The organism is Phaeobacter italicus, assembly GCF_001258055.1.
In the GTDB taxonomy this organism is placed as follows: Bacteria; Pseudomonadota; Alphaproteobacteria; order Rhodobacterales; family Rhodobacteraceae; genus Phaeobacter; species Phaeobacter italicus.
On sequence record NZ_CVRM01000034.1, the window covers coordinates 121,296 to 137,252 of the forward strand.

Here is a 15,957-nt window from a genome sequence, read left to right on the forward strand (position 1 = left end):
GGAAGGGGGCTCCCCATGTGGTTGAAAATCGCAGATCTGACACGCGTACCGGGTTTGAACCGTCGGCTGGTTGCAGTGACCTTTCTGGCCATTGCGGCCCTGTTGGCGGCGCCATTTGTCGCGGGCAAGTCGGCGATGGCTCGCGCACAGACACCGCTGAATGTTGTGGCCACGACCGGGATGATCGCAGACGCGGTGCGGCAGGTTGGTGGTGATGCTGTCGAGGTTCGCGCCTTGATGGGCCCGGGTGTCGACCCTCATGCCTATCGCCAGACCCGATCTGACATCGTGGCCATGACCCGCGCGGATCTGGTGTTGTGGCACGGGCTTTATCTTGAGGCGCAGATGGAAGAGTTTTTTCATGATCTGGCCCGCAAGCGGACTGTCGTGGCCGTGGCAGAGGGGCTTTCAAAGGAAAAGCTGCGCGGGCATGACGATTATGCAGACAAATTTGACCCCCATGTTTGGATGACCCCAGTTCTGTGGAAGGATGTGGTGGTAGAGGTGCAAAAGGCCCTGACAGAGGCGCGTCCCGACCAAGCAGAGCTGTTTGCGGCAAATGCAGCAACCCATCTGGCGGAGCTGGATCAGCTGATCGCCTATGGCGCAGATATTCTGACCCAAGTGCCCGAAGAAAACCGCGTGCTGGTCACAGCCCATGACGCATTTGGCTATTTCGGTGGAGAGTACCGCTTTGAGGTGATGGGCATTCAGGGCATCTCGACCCAGTCTGAGGCGGGGCTGAACCGGATTGGCACCCTTGTTGATGTTCTGGTGGAGCGCGGTGTCTCTGCTGTCTTTGTCGAAAGCTCTGTATCTGACCGCTCTGTCAGAGCCCTGATCGAAGGCGCTGCAGCGCGCGGTCATGATGTCCGCATCGGCGGCGAATTGTTCTCGGACGCGATGGGGGCAGATGGCACATATGAAGGCACCTATATCGGCATGCTGGACCACAACATGACGACGATCGCCGGTGCGTTGGGCGCGGATGTCCCTGCCAAGGGGATGTCAGGCCAGCTGTCGCACGCCGGTTTGTAAGAGGTAGGATTGATGACACTCGAACTTGCTCGGGACAATGGCATGCCGACGGCCACAAACGGAACCGCCGCATTGGAGCAGTCCCCCTTTGCGATCCGGGGGCTGACGGTCAGCTACGGCGAAAAACCAGCCGTGTTCTCGGTGGATATGACTGTTGAAGCAGGCAAGATGACCGCCATCATCGGGCCAAACGGTGCGGGGAAGTCGACACTTCTGAAGGCTGCATTGGGTGTGGTGCCTCCGGTTTCCGGGCGGGTTCAGGTGTTTGGAAAGCCGCTGGACACCCAGCGCGCTCGGATCGCTTATGTACCCCAAAGAGCAAGCGTCGACTGGGATTTTCCAACCCGGGTGATCGACGTGGTGATTATGGGGCTCTACCGCGAACTGGGTCTCCTTGGCCGGATCACTGGCCGCCACAAGGCTGCTGCAAGGGATTGTCTGGAGCGGGTGGGAATGGCGGATTTCGCAGATCGCCAGATCGGCCAGCTGTCAGGCGGCCAGCAGCAGCGCGTGTTTCTGGCACGTGCTCTGGCACAGGGGGCAGATCTCTATCTCTTGGATGAACCCTTTGCCGGCGTGGATGCTGCAACAGAAAAAGCGATCATTGCGGTCCTGAAACAGCTTCGGGCAGAGGGAAAGACCGTCGTTGTCGTCCATCATGACCTTGCGACTGTGACTGACTATTTCGACAATGTGTTTCTGATCAACACCCGCAAGGTTGCCGAGGGGCCGGTATCCGAGGCCTTCACCGCCGATACCCTGCAAGCGGCCTATGGCGGGCGCCTGGCAACAGCGCAGGTGGATCAGCTTGGCGTGGCACCCGTGATGGGCGGGGTCTATTAATCATGTTGTTTGACGCGCTGCTGTTGCAGCTGGGGTATAACGCCACGCTGGTTGCCATCGGTGCGACCCTTCTTGGTGTTTCAGCGGGTATTACCGGGACATTTCTGTTCCTGCGCAAACGCGCGCTGGTCAGTGATGCGGTCAGCCATGCCACTCTGCCGGGGGTTGGTATCGCCTTTCTTGTCATGGTCGCGCTTGGTGGGGATGGCCGCAATCTGGCCGGTCTGTTGCTGGGATCTGCGATTTCGGCCGGGATCGGGCTGTGGTGTCTCAACTGGTTGACGCGCAACACCCGCCTGGCTGAGGACGCGGCCATCGGCGCGGTCCTGTCCGTCTTCTTCGGATTCGGCATTGTGATCCTGACCGTGATCCAGACGCTCGGGGTTGGCCGCCAAGCGGGCCTGGAGGGTTTTTTGCTGGGCTCGACTGCGGGGATGCTGTGGAATGATGCGTTGGTCATCGCGGGGGGCGGTGCGGCGGCTCTGCTGCTGATCGTTCTGATGCGGCGCCCCATGACCATGGTCGCCTTTGACCCGGAATATGCAGCAGCGCGGGGCATTTCAGTGTCGCGCATCGACATGGCGATGATGGGGCTGGTGATGGCCGTCACGGTTGTCGGGCTGAAAATCGTCGGCCTGATCCTGATCGTGGCACTCCTTATCATCCCGGCTGTGACCGCGCGGTTTTGGACCGAACGCTCTGATCTCGTGGTTCTGCTGGCGGGGGTGGCCGGTGGTGTCGCTGCCTATGTGGGCGCTGCTCTTTCGGCGTCTGCGCCGAACCTCCCCACGGGCCCGATCATCGTGTTGGTGAGCTTTGCACTTTTTGCGCTTTCGCTGCTGTTTGCACCCAATCGTGGCGTTCTGGCCGCGGTGCTGCGCCATATCCGTTTCCAGAGACAAGTGCATCTGCGCCAGGGGCTGTTGGCCGTTGCCCAGGAACAGCTCATCTATGAGCCGCTCACCCTGCGCCTGTTGCGCCGTCATGGATTGTTGCGCGCAGATGGGGTGCCGACGGAAAAGGGGCGGGCCCGCGCAGCCAAAGCGCTGCGCGACGAGCATCGCTGGGCACTGGTCCGCAGCGATCAGAGCCACGAAGCCGCCGCTGCGATGTATGATGGCTTGCGCGATATCGAAACGGTTCTGACAGCTGATCAGATACGTGAAATTGACAACTTGATTGGTGGCCCAAAGGAGGTATCGGCATGAGTGGATCCGAATTTGTCCCGCTGTCCCTGACGCCGCTCTTGATTGGTGTGTTCGCCGCAGTGGCCTGTGCGCTGCCGGGCAACTTCCTGTTGCTGCGTCGTCAGGCGTTGATCGGAGACGCGATCAGCCATGTGGTTCTGCCGGGCATTGTCGTTGCCTTTTTGTTGACCGGGGTGATTGCGGCAGGCCCGATGATGTTCGGGGCAGCCGGCGCCGCGGTCGTCGCGGTGGTTTTGATCGAGCTGATCCGCCGACTTGGGCGGATCGAGCCCGGCGCGGCAATGGGCGTGGTCTTTACGACCATGTTTGCTGGCGGCGTATTGCTGTTGGAGCAGACCGACACGTCTTCGGTCCACCTGGATGTGGAACACGCCCTTTATGGCAATCTCGAAAGTCTGATCTGGTTGGATGCGACTGGCTGGGCCTCCCTTGTTGATCCAGTGGCGCTGAGCTACCTGCCGCCAGAGCTGTCAAGGATGGCGCTGACCCTGCTGGGGGTTCTGGTGTTTGTCACGTTGTTCTGGCGACCGCTGAAGATCTCTACCTTTGACGAAGGTTTTGCCCGCACGCTGGGGATCCGGACCAACATGTTGGGGCTTGCGTTGGTGATCACTGCGGCGATTGCGGCTGTTGCAGCCTTTGATGCCGTGGGGTCCATCATCGTGATTGCCATGTTCATCTGTCCGCCAGCCGCGGCGCGGATGATGTCGAACCGGCTGGAAGGGCAGGTTGGCTGGAGCGTGGTTTTTGCCGTGGTTTCTGCCGTGCTGGGATATGTTCTGGCTGGATATGGTCCGTTGTGGCTCGGGGCCTCTGACGCGGTGAGTGCAGCCGGAATGATTGCCACGGTGTCGGGTGTTTTGTTGGCAGTCGCAGCCCGGTTCGGCCCCTGTCGCCTGCGCTCGGGTGCCCCCGCAGGCGTCTGAAGCCATCTTGCCTGCAGGCGGTGTGCAGGCGCTTGACCGTGGTTGTCTGCGTCCCGAATGCGGCTGGAAGAATCGTGGCGCTGCGTGCTAAATCTAGCGGCATGGCACATGCAGACCCCCACATCAGCGAAAACTTGCGACCGGTGATCCGGCAGCTTGACGACAGCGCAATCAATAGAATTGCAGCGGGCGAGGTGGTTGAACGGCCAGCTTCTGCCGTCAAGGAGCTGGTCGAAAACGCGATCGACGCCGGGGCGACGCGGATCACGATCGATATCGCCGATGGTGGCAAGACCCTGATCCGCGTAACCGATGACGGGTGCGGCATGACGCCGGATGATCTGCCGCTGGCCCTGTCGCGTCATGCCACATCAAAGATTGATGGCTCGGATTTGCTGAATATCCACACCTTCGGATTTCGGGGTGAGGCTCTGCCCAGCCTTGGCGCGGTTGGCAGGCTGACCATCACCAGCCGGGCTGCGGGTCATGATGCAGCACAAATTCGAGTGTCCGGTGGCAAGCTTGAGCCGGTTAAGCCCGCTGCCTTGCGCGGTGGCACGGTGGTTGAGCTGCGCGATCTGTTCTACGCCACGCCTGCGCGGTTGAAGTTCATGCGCAGTGATCGGGCCGAAAGTCAGGCGATTGGTGACGTGATCAAGCGGTTGGCGATGGCAGAGCCATCGGTTGGTTTTACGCTGCGGGATGTGTCGGGCGGCGGTGACGGGAGAGTGACCTTTCGGGCGGATCCTCTGAGCGGGGATTTGTTTGATGCTCTGCACGGGCGTTTGGCTGCTGTTCTGGGACGCGAGTTTGCGGAAAATGCTCTCAAGATAGATGCCAGCCGCGAGGGCATCCGGCTTTACGGTTATGCGGCGTTGCCGACCTATTCGCGCGGTGCCGCCGTGGCGCAGTTTCTTTTTGTGAACACCCGCCCGGTAAAGGACAAGATGCTGACCGGCGCGTTGCGTGCAGCCTATTTCGATTTTCTCAGCCGCGATCGCCATCCGGCCGCTGCGCTGTTCATCGACTGTGATCCGACACTGGTTGACGTGAACGTCCACCCCGCCAAATCAGAAGTTCGGTTTCGCGATCCGGGTCTTGCGCGAGGGCTGATTGTCTCCAGCCTGCGGCATGCACTGGCTGAGGCCGGACACCGCGCGTCGAGCACCGTTGCCGGGGCGACGCTGGGCGCGATGCGCCCCGAACAGCCAACAGCAACTGGTGCACCGCGTGTTTATCAGATGGACAGACCCTCTATGGGCGCGCGCAGCCTGTCCTATGCGGCACAGGCCCCCTACCGCGCGGACGGAGCCCCTGTGCCGCAAGGCGACGACAATGCGCCCGGTTTCTCGGAATTTGCATCGGCTTATAGTGGGCGGGTCATCGATGCCCCCGCACCACCACATCCCGCTATGGCGGGCCAGGCGGTGCAGGAAGACCAGCCCGAGCCACCGGAGCAGAGAGCGGAAGAGCTGCCCCTGGGCGCGGCGCGTGGGCAGGTGCATGAAAACTATATCATCGCGCAAACCCGCGACGGCATGGTCATCGTCGATCAACACGCGGCGCATGAGCGGTTGGTATATGAAAAGCTGAAACGCCAGATGGCCGAAAACGGGGTTGCGGCGCAGGCGCTCTTGATCCCCGATATCGTAGAGCTGAGCGAGAATGACTGCGCCCGTCTTCTGTCAGTTGCAGATGAACTGCAGAAGTTTGGTCTGGGTATTGAGGCCTTTGGGGGCGGTGCGGTGGCGGTGCGGGAAACACCTGCCATTCTCGGGACTGTCAACGCCGAGGCGATGGTGCGCGATATCCTCGATGAACTTGACGATCAGGGGGAAAGCCAGCTGGTGCAGGCCAAGATCGAAGCGATCCTGAGCCGCGTTGCCTGCCATGGCTCTATCCGGTCGGGTCGCTGGATGCGGGGAGAGGAAATGAACGCGCTCCTGCGAGAAATGGAGGCAACACCCCATTCCGGCCAATGCAACCACGGACGGCCCACATACGTCGAACTGAAGCTTGCCGATATCGAACGCTTGTTCGGCCGCACCTGAGAGATCCCGGATATGGAAAACATGGACATGGCAATCGCAAACATGGACGCGGTGGCCCTTGTGATCGTTGGCGGTGGCGGGCTGATCTTTCTTTTGTTTCTTCTGCTGATCTTGTCGCTGCGCAATTCTGCGCGGGCCGCACGAGCGATTGAGCCGCTGGGCCACCAGATTGGCGTGCTGGGACAGATGACACAGCAGCTGTCGATGGGGCAGGAGGCGCTTCGGGGAAATCTGCAGGCCGTGTCGGACACGCAGGCGAATGCACAGCTGCAGATCCTGCAGACAATGGAAAGCCGTCTGAGCGATGTACAGCAACGCATGAATGATCGGCTCGCGGATAATGCGCTGCGACAGGCACGGGCGCTGGCAGAGATGCAGGAGCGGATGCAAGAAAGCCTGCACGGGTCGACCAAACGCACGGTGACGTCGCTGACCCAGCTGCAAGAGCGCCTGGCCGTGATTGACAAGGCGCAGGACAACATCACCAAATTGTCCGGAGATGTCCTAGGTTTGCAGGACATCCTCGCGAACAAGCAGACCCGCGGGGCGTTTGGTGAAATTCAGCTCAATGATATCGTGTCCAAGGCGCTGCCGGCGGACAGCTATGCGTTTCAGCATACGCTGAGCAACGGCAAGCGGGCTGACTGCCTGATCCACCTGCCCAATCCTCCGGGGCCGATTGTCATCGACTCCAAGTTCCCGCTGGAACCTTACGATGCGTTGCGCAACGCAGAGACACCTGAGCAGCGTGCGAGTGCGGCGCGTCAGCTCAAGGGCGCCTTGCGTGCGCATATCCGGGCGATTGCCGAGAAGTACATTCTGGATGGCGAGACCGCGGATGGTGCATTGATGTTTCTGCCGTCGGAAGCGGTCTATGCGGAACTTCACGCCAATTTTGCGGACGTGGTGAGAGAGGGCTTCGCTGCCAAGGTCTGGATCGTGTCGCCCACCACCTGCATGGCCACGCTGAATACCATGCGTGCGATTTTGAAGGATGCACGCATGCGCGAACAGGCCGGCGCGATCCGAACAGAACTTGGCCTGCTGCACAAAGATGTGGAGCGGTTGGGGGATCGTGTTGGCAATCTGGACCGCCATTTCGGGATGGCTGCCAAGGATATCGCGGAAATCAAGATCAGTGCCGACAAGGCCGGGCGCCGCGCTCAGCGGTTGGACAACTTCGATTTCGAGGAAATCGCCGCCCCCTCGTCAGGTATTGGACAAGGTGCGGATCCGGTGAATGTTGTGCCATTGGGACGGTCCGACAGCTAATGCGCGAGGCAGGCCTCAACCCACTGCTGCAGGATGCGACGGTTGCGGCTGAACGCCTTGTCTCAGTTCTTCGCATGGCTGTCGCCACTGGTCTGCTGCTTGTCTTTGGTCTGACTATTTCCGGAACCGACCTGGGATCGCTTGCGCCGTATCTTCATCGTCAGTTGTTCTTTGCCCTGCTGACAATGATCGCTTATTTCGTCCTTGGCGCGGGCTGTTTCCTCGCGACCTCTCAGGGGTGGTTCAGGCCGTGGATGGCCTGGCTGACCGTTACGGCGGATGCGCTGTTCATGTTGCTGAATGTGCGTCTCAGCATCCTGAATGGGGGCTTTGACGGAAACATGGCGTTGTTGTTGCCGCCCGCCTGGTTGGTGCCGGTTGTGATGGCGTTTGGTGTGATGCGGATGCATCCACGTATGCAGCTTTATGCGACCTTGCTGCTGACCGGGGGGCTGACAGCACTGATTTTTTGGCTGCCAACTGCGCCAGAAGGGGATCAGGCGGCCCGTATTGCCGGGCTCCTGACGGGGCCGCCAAATGTGATGAAGCTGACGATGATCCTGCTCGCCGGGCTTGTCATGGTGCTGGCCGCCGCGCGGATGCGGCGCCTGTTTCAGCGAGCACTCAGCTCTGCGGAAGAGCGCGCAAATCTGACCCGCTATCTGCCTGCTCAAATTGCCGATCAATTGGCTGACGGCGGGCTGGACAGCCTGCAACACGGACAGAGGCAAGCGATGGCGGTGCTGTTCGTCGATATACGGGGCTTTACCCAATGGTCCGAAACCCGTGATCCGCAGGACGTGGGGGATTTCATTACCACGTTCCGCAGCCACGTAGAAAACAGCGCGGCCCGTCATGATGGCATGATTGACAAATACATGGGCGATGCGGCGATGCTCTTGTTTGCGGAGGCGCCCGCGGAGCGTGGGGCCCCCAATGGAGCGGCCCGCGCGCTTGCCTGTGCCGCGACACTGTGCAAATCGATCCACGCTTGGTCAGATCAGCGTCTTGCGGCGGGGGAGGACACCGTGGAGGTGGGCATCGGCGTTCACGCCGGAGAGGTTTTTGCTGGCGTGGTTGGCAGTGAAAACAGGCTCGAATATTCGGTTTTCGGCGATGCGGTAAACATCGCCTCGCGGCTCGAACAACATAGCAAGACCGTTCCAGAGACAATTATCGCCTCTGCTCAGACGCTGGAGGCCGCAGGGATCGCGCCCGCGCGCGGACGCTGGCGCGCGTTGCCGCCGGTGGCCTTGCGCGGGCGGTCGGGCGTCATGGACATCTTCGCCAAGGAAGAGTGACAGGCCCCCTTCCGCACATCGTCTTTGCCTCAGATCAAGGACAGCTGGTTTCGTCTGCAGTGTGATAGACTGCAGCAGCGCGGACACAGAAGGAGCGAAGCCATGCTAGAGATCAGTGCCAGAAAAGTGGCCCAGGTTGCGCTGATGGCCAGAGAACTGGAGCGCGCGGAGGGGGAGCTGCGCGCCTTTATCGACCGCATGGGAGAAGACGAACAGGCGGAGCTTGTCGCAATCATGTGGATCGGTCGGGATAGTTTCGATGCCTCCGATCTGCAAGAAGCGATGGCTACGGCCCGCCAAGAAGCAACCACTCCCACTGCGGACTACCTTATCGGCACGCCGCATCTCGCGGATAATCTGGAAGCGGGGATGGAGGCTTTGGGCATGGATGTTCAGGGCGCCGAGGAAGATGTGATCGGCCGCTAGAGCCACATCGGTCTGTTCTATTTCCTGCAATCGCCATGAGCCAATACCGTCGCGCCAAGGAAAAGGGCACCCGTTTTTCGGGGTGCCCTTGGACGTGTTCTCTTGGCGATCATCAGCTGATGTGATCGACCACCTCAAGGTGCTGCGCGAGCTTCCCGATTTCACTCATCCAGGCGTCCACCAACTGCAAATCGCTTGGAGCGGCGTGAACACCGGGGGCGATCTTGTTGTTCATCGCGGCTTCGATCGCGAAGGAGACAGGGTAAGACACAAGGCGCGCCATCGCCGTACCGCGAGCGTCCCCCCAGGCGTCCATCACATAGGTCTTGTGCCAGACGGGGCTGCCGTTTTTCTCGGCCTTCAGCCCCACGCAAAGCACGACCCGATCGGGCTCTCCCTCGTCATAGGCATTGTCGGCCCAGAACTGATCGGACATTTCCTTGAGCCGGGCATCACCAGCCTCGCCCTCCAATGTCTCGACCTCCTTGAACACGTCTGCCCAAGCATCGGACCAACCGTTCAGGCGTAGGGTTCCGCGGACGAACTCTTTCACCTTCCAGTCGGTTTCAAATTCATATTGCGCCATGAAGGGGATGGAGTCGCGGTTGGGGTAGACTTCAAAGCTCTCTGCAGTGGGCAGCGGGGCTTCGTAAGTGGAGATCGCATCCCAAGGGCGCGCCACATCCAGCTCCTTGAAGTCGCGGATGGATCTGGACGGAGAGCGCAGCGCCTTGAGCACCCCCAAGGGAGACCAGCTGAACTTGTACCGGAAGGGGTTTGGTGTTTTCGGAATACCGCCACAGTAAGAGATGAAGCTCAGTTCATTCTCGCTGTCGAAAGCGTCGGATGCCTTGTAGTCCGCCACCAGCGCATGAGCCATCAGATGGTCAATGCCAGGGTCGAGACCGACCTCGTTGATCAGGCATACGCCTGCGTCTTTTGCCTTTTGGTCCAGGGCTCGCATGTCCGGGGCAATATAGGATGACGACACGAAATGTGCCCCATGTGCGATGGCCAGTTCCGCGAGCTCAACGTGCCAGTCGCCTGGCAGCATCGACACAATCACATCTTTGGGGCTGAGCATCTGGCCAAGATTTGCGATGCTGAAGGCGTGAATGTTGCTGGTCAGATCCCCGACGGCTTCGCGCGCCTTTTCCGGGGTCCGGTTCCAGACGGCAACGTCGTGACCCGCGTCCAGCAGGCGTCGCAGGCCGGGAATCGCGGACAGACCAGTGCCGCACCAGTGAATTGTCATGACTTGTCTCCCTGTTGGTCATTGGTTGCGGGTTTGCACCGCACCAAGGGTTTCCGCATTCAATCTGCGGTGTGTTCTTTGAATGTTGCGTCCGCACGCCCCCAGACGCCTGCGTCCAGATCTCCCAATGCCAGCAGGGACGGCAGCAATTGTGCTGCGTAGTCCTCTGAGCTTTCGACAGGGAGCATGGATGGCAGGTTGTCGATGGCCATGACGTCCAGAACGGGTGTGTCAGCGACGCGCAGGGCTGGGGCATCCCAGCTGGTTGCCCGGTCGTAGACGGGAACCGGGTTGTAATCGCTGTCCGGATCGCAGGCGACATCGCCAATGGCGCTGAGCTTGCGGTCTGCAGTCAATGCGTCGCGTGGCACGAAAACCGGAGTGCCGGGGCGGGCAAAAATGCAGTTCAGGAACAGGTCATGGTCAAGGATTTCGGGGAATGGGCCGCCTGTTGCGGTTTCAGCCATATCCCACTTTGTCACTTTGACGCCCATTGCCTCACAAAGATCCGCGGCGCCGGTGCCCACGCGACCCAAGGCACCGATAACGATGCTGGTCGGGCGATCGATATTCAGTGCATCCAGTTCGGCGCCCAGATCCGCAAGCAGGGCCTCCTTGCCCGAATATACGCCAACCGGACCACAGATTTCCCCGCGCTGTTGGGCGGCCCAGGTTTTGAGGGTGACGGCTGCACCTGCATATCCGGCCCAGTAGCCAAAGGCCGCGACACGGCGGCCGGTTTCGTCCACCAGATATTCAAGATCATAAAGGGTGCCGCCACCGGCCTTGAAGCGTTCCAACAGTGCCTTGCCAGAGTGCTGCCCCTTGAAGGCGTGCCCGAACATGATGTGCCGATGTGGCAAAGCAGTTCCATCTTCGGGCAGTTCCTTGAGGCCAAAGATGATCGCATCAGCTGGTGCCGTGGGCCATGAGTTCTCTGCCGCGATGTCGCATCCTGCGTCGATGTAACCCTGCAATGGGATAGCCCGGACAGAGCTTTCCTCGACCGTGACTTTGATCCCCGCGTCCATCAGCGCCTTTGCGCCCTCCGGGGTGAGACCAACCCGTTCTTCGTTTGGGCGCTGCTCAGCCCTTACCCACAAATGCGTCATCATCTTATCCTTCAAAGCATACCTTTGGCAGTCACGGCGCGCACGGAATCGCGCGCCTCCATCGCTGCCATGAATTCCTGAATCTTGGGGAAATCAGATAGGGTTACCCCGTCGCCCTCCAGCCACGTGCACACCACATAGAGATAGCAATCAGCCAGGCTAATCTCATCGCCCAAGACGAACGGCCCGCGCAGGCCGAACTGTGAAATGTAGTCGCAAGAGGCGCTCATGGTTTGCGGGACCATCTTCTGCATGTCTTTCCAGCTAGAGCGTTCGCTTGCCCAGCGTGCACCGCGCATCTTGTGAGCGTGGTTCACATGCATGGTGGAGGCGAGATAGAACATCACTTCGCGCATGCGGGCCAAGAGCACCGGATCTTGTGGGCGCAGCGCTGCGTCAGGGCTGATGTCTGCGATATATTCCAGCAGGGCACCGGTCTCAGTGAGGATGCCGCCATCCACCACCAACGCTGGGACACGACCCTTGGGGTTGATTTGCGCATAGGCGGCGCCGGTCTGTTCCTTGGACGCAAAATCGATGTGGATCGGCTCGTAGTCCTGTCCCGCTTCTTCGAGGGCGATCGCCACGGCGACTGAAATCGTGTTGGGCGCAAAGTAAAGCTGCATTGGTCGGTCCTCCCTTGGCTGGTCCTATGGCCTGCGCTGAATGTCTAGAGATGCGTTTGTGCGAATTGGCGATCTGGGTGTTCCAGGTGGGGCACCGCGTTGAACAAAACAGGGCTGAGCTGGCCGCCCATCGGATGTAGACGGTGTAGCGAACTGTTCATGATGGCAAGCGCCATGCGGGCCGTGCCACCGCTATCCAGCCCCATTGTCTGGCGCATGGCCATGGCGATCAGCCCACCAGAGGTGACCACAATCGCGGGCCCCTCGCCAGCGGCAATTTCCTCTAGTGCCGATTGGGTGCGGTTGGCAAAGTCGCGCCAGCTTTCCGGTGGGTTGGCGATCTCGTCTGCCTCCCAAGCGGCAAATACCTTGGGCATGTGTGCGACAAACCCCTCCCGCTCCACCGGGATCGGCAGGCCATGCTGTGTTTCCATTGCCGCGGCGAGATTAAAGTACTCCATCTCGTTCAGACGAGGATCCTGCACAACATCTGTGAGCCCCATGGCCTGTGCCGTTTCCAGGTGACGGCGCAGTGTTCCGCAGTAGGCCCGCGGATAGAACGCACCGGTGTCGCGCAGATGCTCACCCAGCCAATGCGCCTGCTGATGTCCCAGATCGCTCAGCCGGTCATAGCTGGTTTCATCCCGAGCACCTGTATTGGCCTGTCCGTGACGGACCAGGGTGATATGCGTCATGCGATGTTCCTTTTCGTCGGGGAAGTCTTAAGCAAGCTTTGCTGCAGTTGAAAGGGCCAGATGCAAGTTTTGGATCCAATATGTGATTTGACTGTGATGTCGCGCGAATAGCGCGCAAATGCAGCGCCATTGCCTGCCGCCTGGCGGATCAAGCAAGAGCTATGACAGTTCTGTTGGATTGCAACCAAGGACGAGGATCAGCAGCGCGGTTGTGGGTCAGGCCCGGTCATAGCCACGTTTGATCATGCGATTGCGGTGTTTGTCTGCAGCAACAGATACATCGCGCAGGTTGCCATAGATGTTGATGGTACTCTGCCCATTCCGACCGGCAACGCCCCATTCGCGCAGGACAGAGACCTCTGCAAAGAGGTTCATCGCAAGTTCGATCCGATAATAGCGCGGAGCCCGCGCCGGTGCTTGGCGGTAGAGCAGACATGTGGCCATGCCCGAATCATATCGAGGCCGATTCGCGCCGTCCAGTCTGCAGTGGGGCGGGCGCAGTCCCTGGCAGGGTCAAAGCCAGCTGACATCACCCAGAAAAATGTAGCCAGCTCCGTAGATCGTTTTGATCAACCTTGGATTTTTGGGATCTTCACGCAGTTTCGTGCGCAGACGTGAAATGCGTACGTCCATCGCCCGATCAAAGCTCTCCCCTGCGCCGCCGCCGAGGCTTTCTTGCATTTGCGCGCGCGAAATGAGCCGCTTCGGGCTTTCAAGAAACAGGCGCAACACCTCGCCCTCGGCATGGGAAAACGGTGTTTCCTCACCGGTGTCATCCTCCAGGATGTAGCGATCGAAATGCGCCGTCCAACCAGAGAACTGGGCAGTGTTGCCCGTTGTTGCAACGGTTCTTGGCCCTCCCCGCAGACGTGCCCGAATGCGAGCGACGACCTCTGCGGGGTCAAAGGGTTTGGTGATGTAGTCGTCCGCTCCCAGTTCCAATCCGGTCACACGGTCCTGTACCTGGGCCCGGCCTGATATGATGATGACCGCTGCACCTTGCTCCAACGCAAGACGGTGCACCAAAGCGAGGCCATCGGTGTCGGGCAGCGACAGGTCAACAAGGCAGACATCCGGAGTGACCCGATTGAGGGAGGCCTCAAACTCGCGCGCCCGCGAAAAGCTCTGGGTGCGAAACCCGGCCTCTTCCAACGTCTCCGTCAGGATTTGGCGGATTTCCGGCTCGTCATCGAGAATTGTGATCAGGGGTCTGCTCATGCGGCGGGCTCCGATTTGATCAGCGCTGACAGCTGGTGTGTGGTAAAGGGCTTTTGCAAAACCGGACAGCGTTTCAGCGCCTGCCGAAACAGCGCGTCCGAGGTCGGCAAGGAGGTCATCAGAATGCAGGGCAGGCCGGTTCCCTGCAAGCGGTCCGCCAGGTCAATCCCCGTCGCCGCCCCCTGCAGCTTGATATCGGACAGAACCAAAGCGATGCCTTCGATGTCTGCGGTCAACGCGCAGGCTTCATCAACGCTGGTGGCCTCTATGACCGCATATCCAAGATCAATCAGCATGTCGCGGAACGTCGCTCGCAGCTCTTCGCTGTCCTCGACCAGCAGGGCAAGACCGCCATCCGCGTCCGGAGCGAGCCTGTAGGGAATGCGCAGGGTCACACTGGCCCCTGATACCGTATTCCCAAGTCGCATATCGCCCCCGGTTGATTTGGCCATGTCGTAGACCATCGGCAGCCCAAGCCCTGATCCTTCACTGCCCTTGGTGGTGAAAAAGGGATTGAGCGCCTTTTCAAGCGCAGTTTTGGAAAACCCGGGGCCGGTGTCGTTGATGCTGAGTTCGAGCCAGGTCTGACCAACCACGTGGGCACTGACGGTAATCTGTCCTTGGCTGCCACAGGCATCGCGGGCGTTCAGGATAAGGTTCAACAGCGCGTCTTGCAGCTTGCCGGGATCAAGCAGCAGGCGGACATCCGGCGTGTGGTCCACGATACTCAGCCCAACCCCTTGCGGCAGCGATGGTGTTGCCAGGACCTGCAGCTCCTGCAGCAGTCCGTGCAGATCCGTCGCGCGCGGCCGCAGGCTCCGATGGCCGGTCATTTCTGCAATCCGGTTCAGCAACCGTCCGCCGCGGCGCGCGGCTGATAGGGTGGCCTGGACAAGCTCATCGGCATCAGCAGGCAGGTCGAATTTCGCCAGCTTGCCCTGCATCCCCAGAATGATCGTCAACAGGTTGGAGAAATCATGTGCCAGCCCGCTCGTCATCTGAGCGGCCATTTCGCGTCGTCTCGCCTGCTGCAGCGCCACCCGTGTCTGGGTTTCTTCCGTCACATCCATCGATAGAATAAAGACACCGCCCATGTTGTCGGGAGTAAAGGCCACCCGAATGCGACGGCTGTCGTGGTCTTCGTTGAACTCGAACACCGGGCTTTCACCCTGATAGGCCGCCATCAGATGTGGAGCGATTTTGTCATAGGCCGGCCCACCGAGTGCATCTGCGATGTGCATCCCGAGGATTTCGGAAGGACGGCTGGGAAAGACCGAGCTGAGCCGCCGATTGGTATAGGTGTAATAGCCGTCTGCATCCACGTGAGCGATATGCGCAGGCATCATCTCGGTGGTCAGTCGGGTGCGTGCTTCGATCTCGGTCAGCTGGTTCTTCGCCTCTTCCAGCGCCGTGATCGTAGCGGCCAGTTTTCGGTTGGTTGCAGACAGTTCCTCTGTGTGTGCGATCAGCTGATCCGACATCTCTTCAGAGCGGGCGCGTAGCAACTGTTCGATCCGTTTTGTGCGTGTGATGTCAGTATAGACCGTGACCCACCCCCCTTGCGGTAGCGGAGCCCCCTCGATCGAAATGACCTGGCCGTTGCTACGCTCCCGCTCCAGATAATGTGGGACAAAATCCAACGCTTGATCGACGCGCTGCTGCACAAAGGCTTCGATATCATCAACCGGGCCGTATTCTCCGCTGGTTGCGATATGGCGGATGGTCTCATCGAACCGGGCGCCGGGGGTGATCAGGTGATCTGGCAGGTCGAACATTTCCTGAAACCTGCGGTTGCAGGCCGCGAGGCGCAGATCGCTGTCATAGATCGACATGGCTTGGGCAATCAGGTTGAGCCCAGCGGTCGTCATCGCAGCGCGGTGTTTTTCGGATCGGTTCATCGTGTCTCCCCGCTGCATGGCTACCATCCAATGCCCCGATGGCAAAGGAGAATGCGGCGCAGTGTCGGTTGTCGGGCTGGGCGAGATG

The 15,957-nt window shown here is 60.1% G+C and carries 15 protein-coding genes; 8 read left to right on the forward strand and 7 right to left on the reverse strand.

Annotated elements, in window-relative coordinates; translation table 11 throughout:
- The first annotated feature begins 15 nt into the window (after positions 1-15).
- The 8 genes from NIT7645_RS16825 to NIT7645_RS16860 all read left to right on the forward strand — a co-directional run bounded on the left by NIT7645_RS16825 (position 16) and on the right by NIT7645_RS16860 (position 9,065).
- The gene (locus tag NIT7645_RS16825) at positions 16-1,038 is read left to right on the forward strand and encodes a metal ABC transporter solute-binding protein, Zn/Mn family (RefSeq protein ID WP_008560475.1); all 1,023 of its coding nucleotides are present in this window, start codon (positions 16-18) and stop codon (positions 1,036-1,038) included.
- Between the two features lie 12 nt (positions 1,039-1,050).
- Entirely contained in the window at positions 1,051-1,881 is an 831-nt protein-coding gene (locus NIT7645_RS16830; RefSeq protein WP_050687608.1) for a metal ABC transporter ATP-binding protein, read from the forward strand.
- Between the two features lie 2 nt (positions 1,882-1,883).
- Positions 1,884-3,089: a metal ABC transporter permease gene (locus tag NIT7645_RS16835; protein ID WP_008561884.1), complete on the forward strand. Its 1,206-nt coding sequence runs from the start codon at positions 1,884-1,886 to the stop codon at positions 3,087-3,089.
- A complete protein-coding gene (locus NIT7645_RS16840; RefSeq protein ID WP_008559728.1) occupies positions 3,086-4,015 on the forward strand; it encodes a metal ABC transporter permease in 930 nt (309 codons plus the stop codon). Before NIT7645_RS16835 ends, NIT7645_RS16840 begins: the two co-directional genes overlap by 4 nt.
- A 101-nt stretch (positions 4,016-4,116) precedes the next feature.
- A complete protein-coding gene (mutL, locus tag NIT7645_RS16845; RefSeq protein WP_008562725.1) occupies positions 4,117-6,066 on the forward strand; it encodes a DNA mismatch repair endonuclease MutL in 1,950 nt (649 codons plus the stop codon).
- Positions 6,067-6,078: 12 nt separating this feature from the next.
- Positions 6,079-7,338 carry a DNA recombination protein RmuC gene (locus tag NIT7645_RS16850; protein ID WP_008561427.1) on the forward strand — a complete coding sequence of 420 codons (1,260 nt, stop codon included), beginning with the start codon at positions 6,079-6,081 and terminating at the stop codon, positions 7,336-7,338.
- Positions 7,338-8,639 (forward strand): adenylate/guanylate cyclase domain-containing protein, encoded by a 1,302-nt coding sequence (locus tag NIT7645_RS16855; protein ID WP_008558781.1) that lies wholly within the window; start codon positions 7,338-7,340, stop codon positions 8,637-8,639. Before NIT7645_RS16850 ends, NIT7645_RS16855 begins: the two co-directional genes overlap by 1 nt.
- 102 nt (positions 8,640-8,741) lie before the next feature.
- Positions 8,742-9,065 (forward strand): DUF3775 domain-containing protein, encoded by a 324-nt coding sequence (locus NIT7645_RS16860; RefSeq protein ID WP_050687610.1) that lies wholly within the window; start codon positions 8,742-8,744, stop codon positions 9,063-9,065.
- Positions 9,066-9,177: 112 nt separating this feature from the next.
- On the opposite strand, the gene NIT7645_RS16865 is transcribed toward NIT7645_RS16860, so the two are convergent.
- From NIT7645_RS16865 to NIT7645_RS16895, 7 genes are all read right to left on the reverse strand, one after another.
- Positions 9,178-10,320, reverse strand: a complete 1,143-nt coding sequence (locus tag NIT7645_RS16865; RefSeq protein ID WP_008561503.1) for a saccharopine dehydrogenase family protein — start codon at positions 10,318-10,320, stop codon at positions 9,178-9,180.
- Positions 10,321-10,379: 59 nt separating this feature from the next.
- Entirely contained in the window at positions 10,380-11,432 is a 1,053-nt protein-coding gene (locus NIT7645_RS16870) for a saccharopine dehydrogenase (protein ID WP_008559066.1), read from the reverse strand.
- Positions 11,433-11,443: 11 nt separating this feature from the next.
- Positions 11,444-12,058: a glutathione S-transferase family protein gene (locus tag NIT7645_RS16875; RefSeq protein WP_008560959.1), complete on the reverse strand. Its 615-nt coding sequence runs from the start codon at positions 12,056-12,058 to the stop codon at positions 11,444-11,446.
- Between the two features lie 44 nt (positions 12,059-12,102).
- Entirely contained in the window at positions 12,103-12,753 is a 651-nt protein-coding gene (locus tag NIT7645_RS16880; protein WP_008561218.1) for a histidine phosphatase family protein, read from the reverse strand.
- Between the two features lie 216 nt (positions 12,754-12,969).
- A complete protein-coding gene (locus tag NIT7645_RS16885) occupies positions 12,970-13,197 on the reverse strand; it encodes a WGR domain-containing protein (RefSeq protein ID WP_050687612.1) in 228 nt (75 codons plus the stop codon).
- A 69-nt stretch (positions 13,198-13,266) separates the two neighbouring features.
- Positions 13,267-13,971 (reverse strand): response regulator transcription factor, encoded by a 705-nt coding sequence (locus NIT7645_RS16890; protein WP_008559694.1) that lies wholly within the window; start codon positions 13,969-13,971, stop codon positions 13,267-13,269.
- Entirely contained in the window at positions 13,968-15,869 is a 1,902-nt protein-coding gene (locus tag NIT7645_RS16895; protein ID WP_037302999.1) for a hybrid sensor histidine kinase/response regulator, read from the reverse strand. Before NIT7645_RS16895 ends, NIT7645_RS16890 begins: the two co-directional genes overlap by 4 nt.
- Positions 15,870-15,957: the final 88 nt, after the last annotated feature.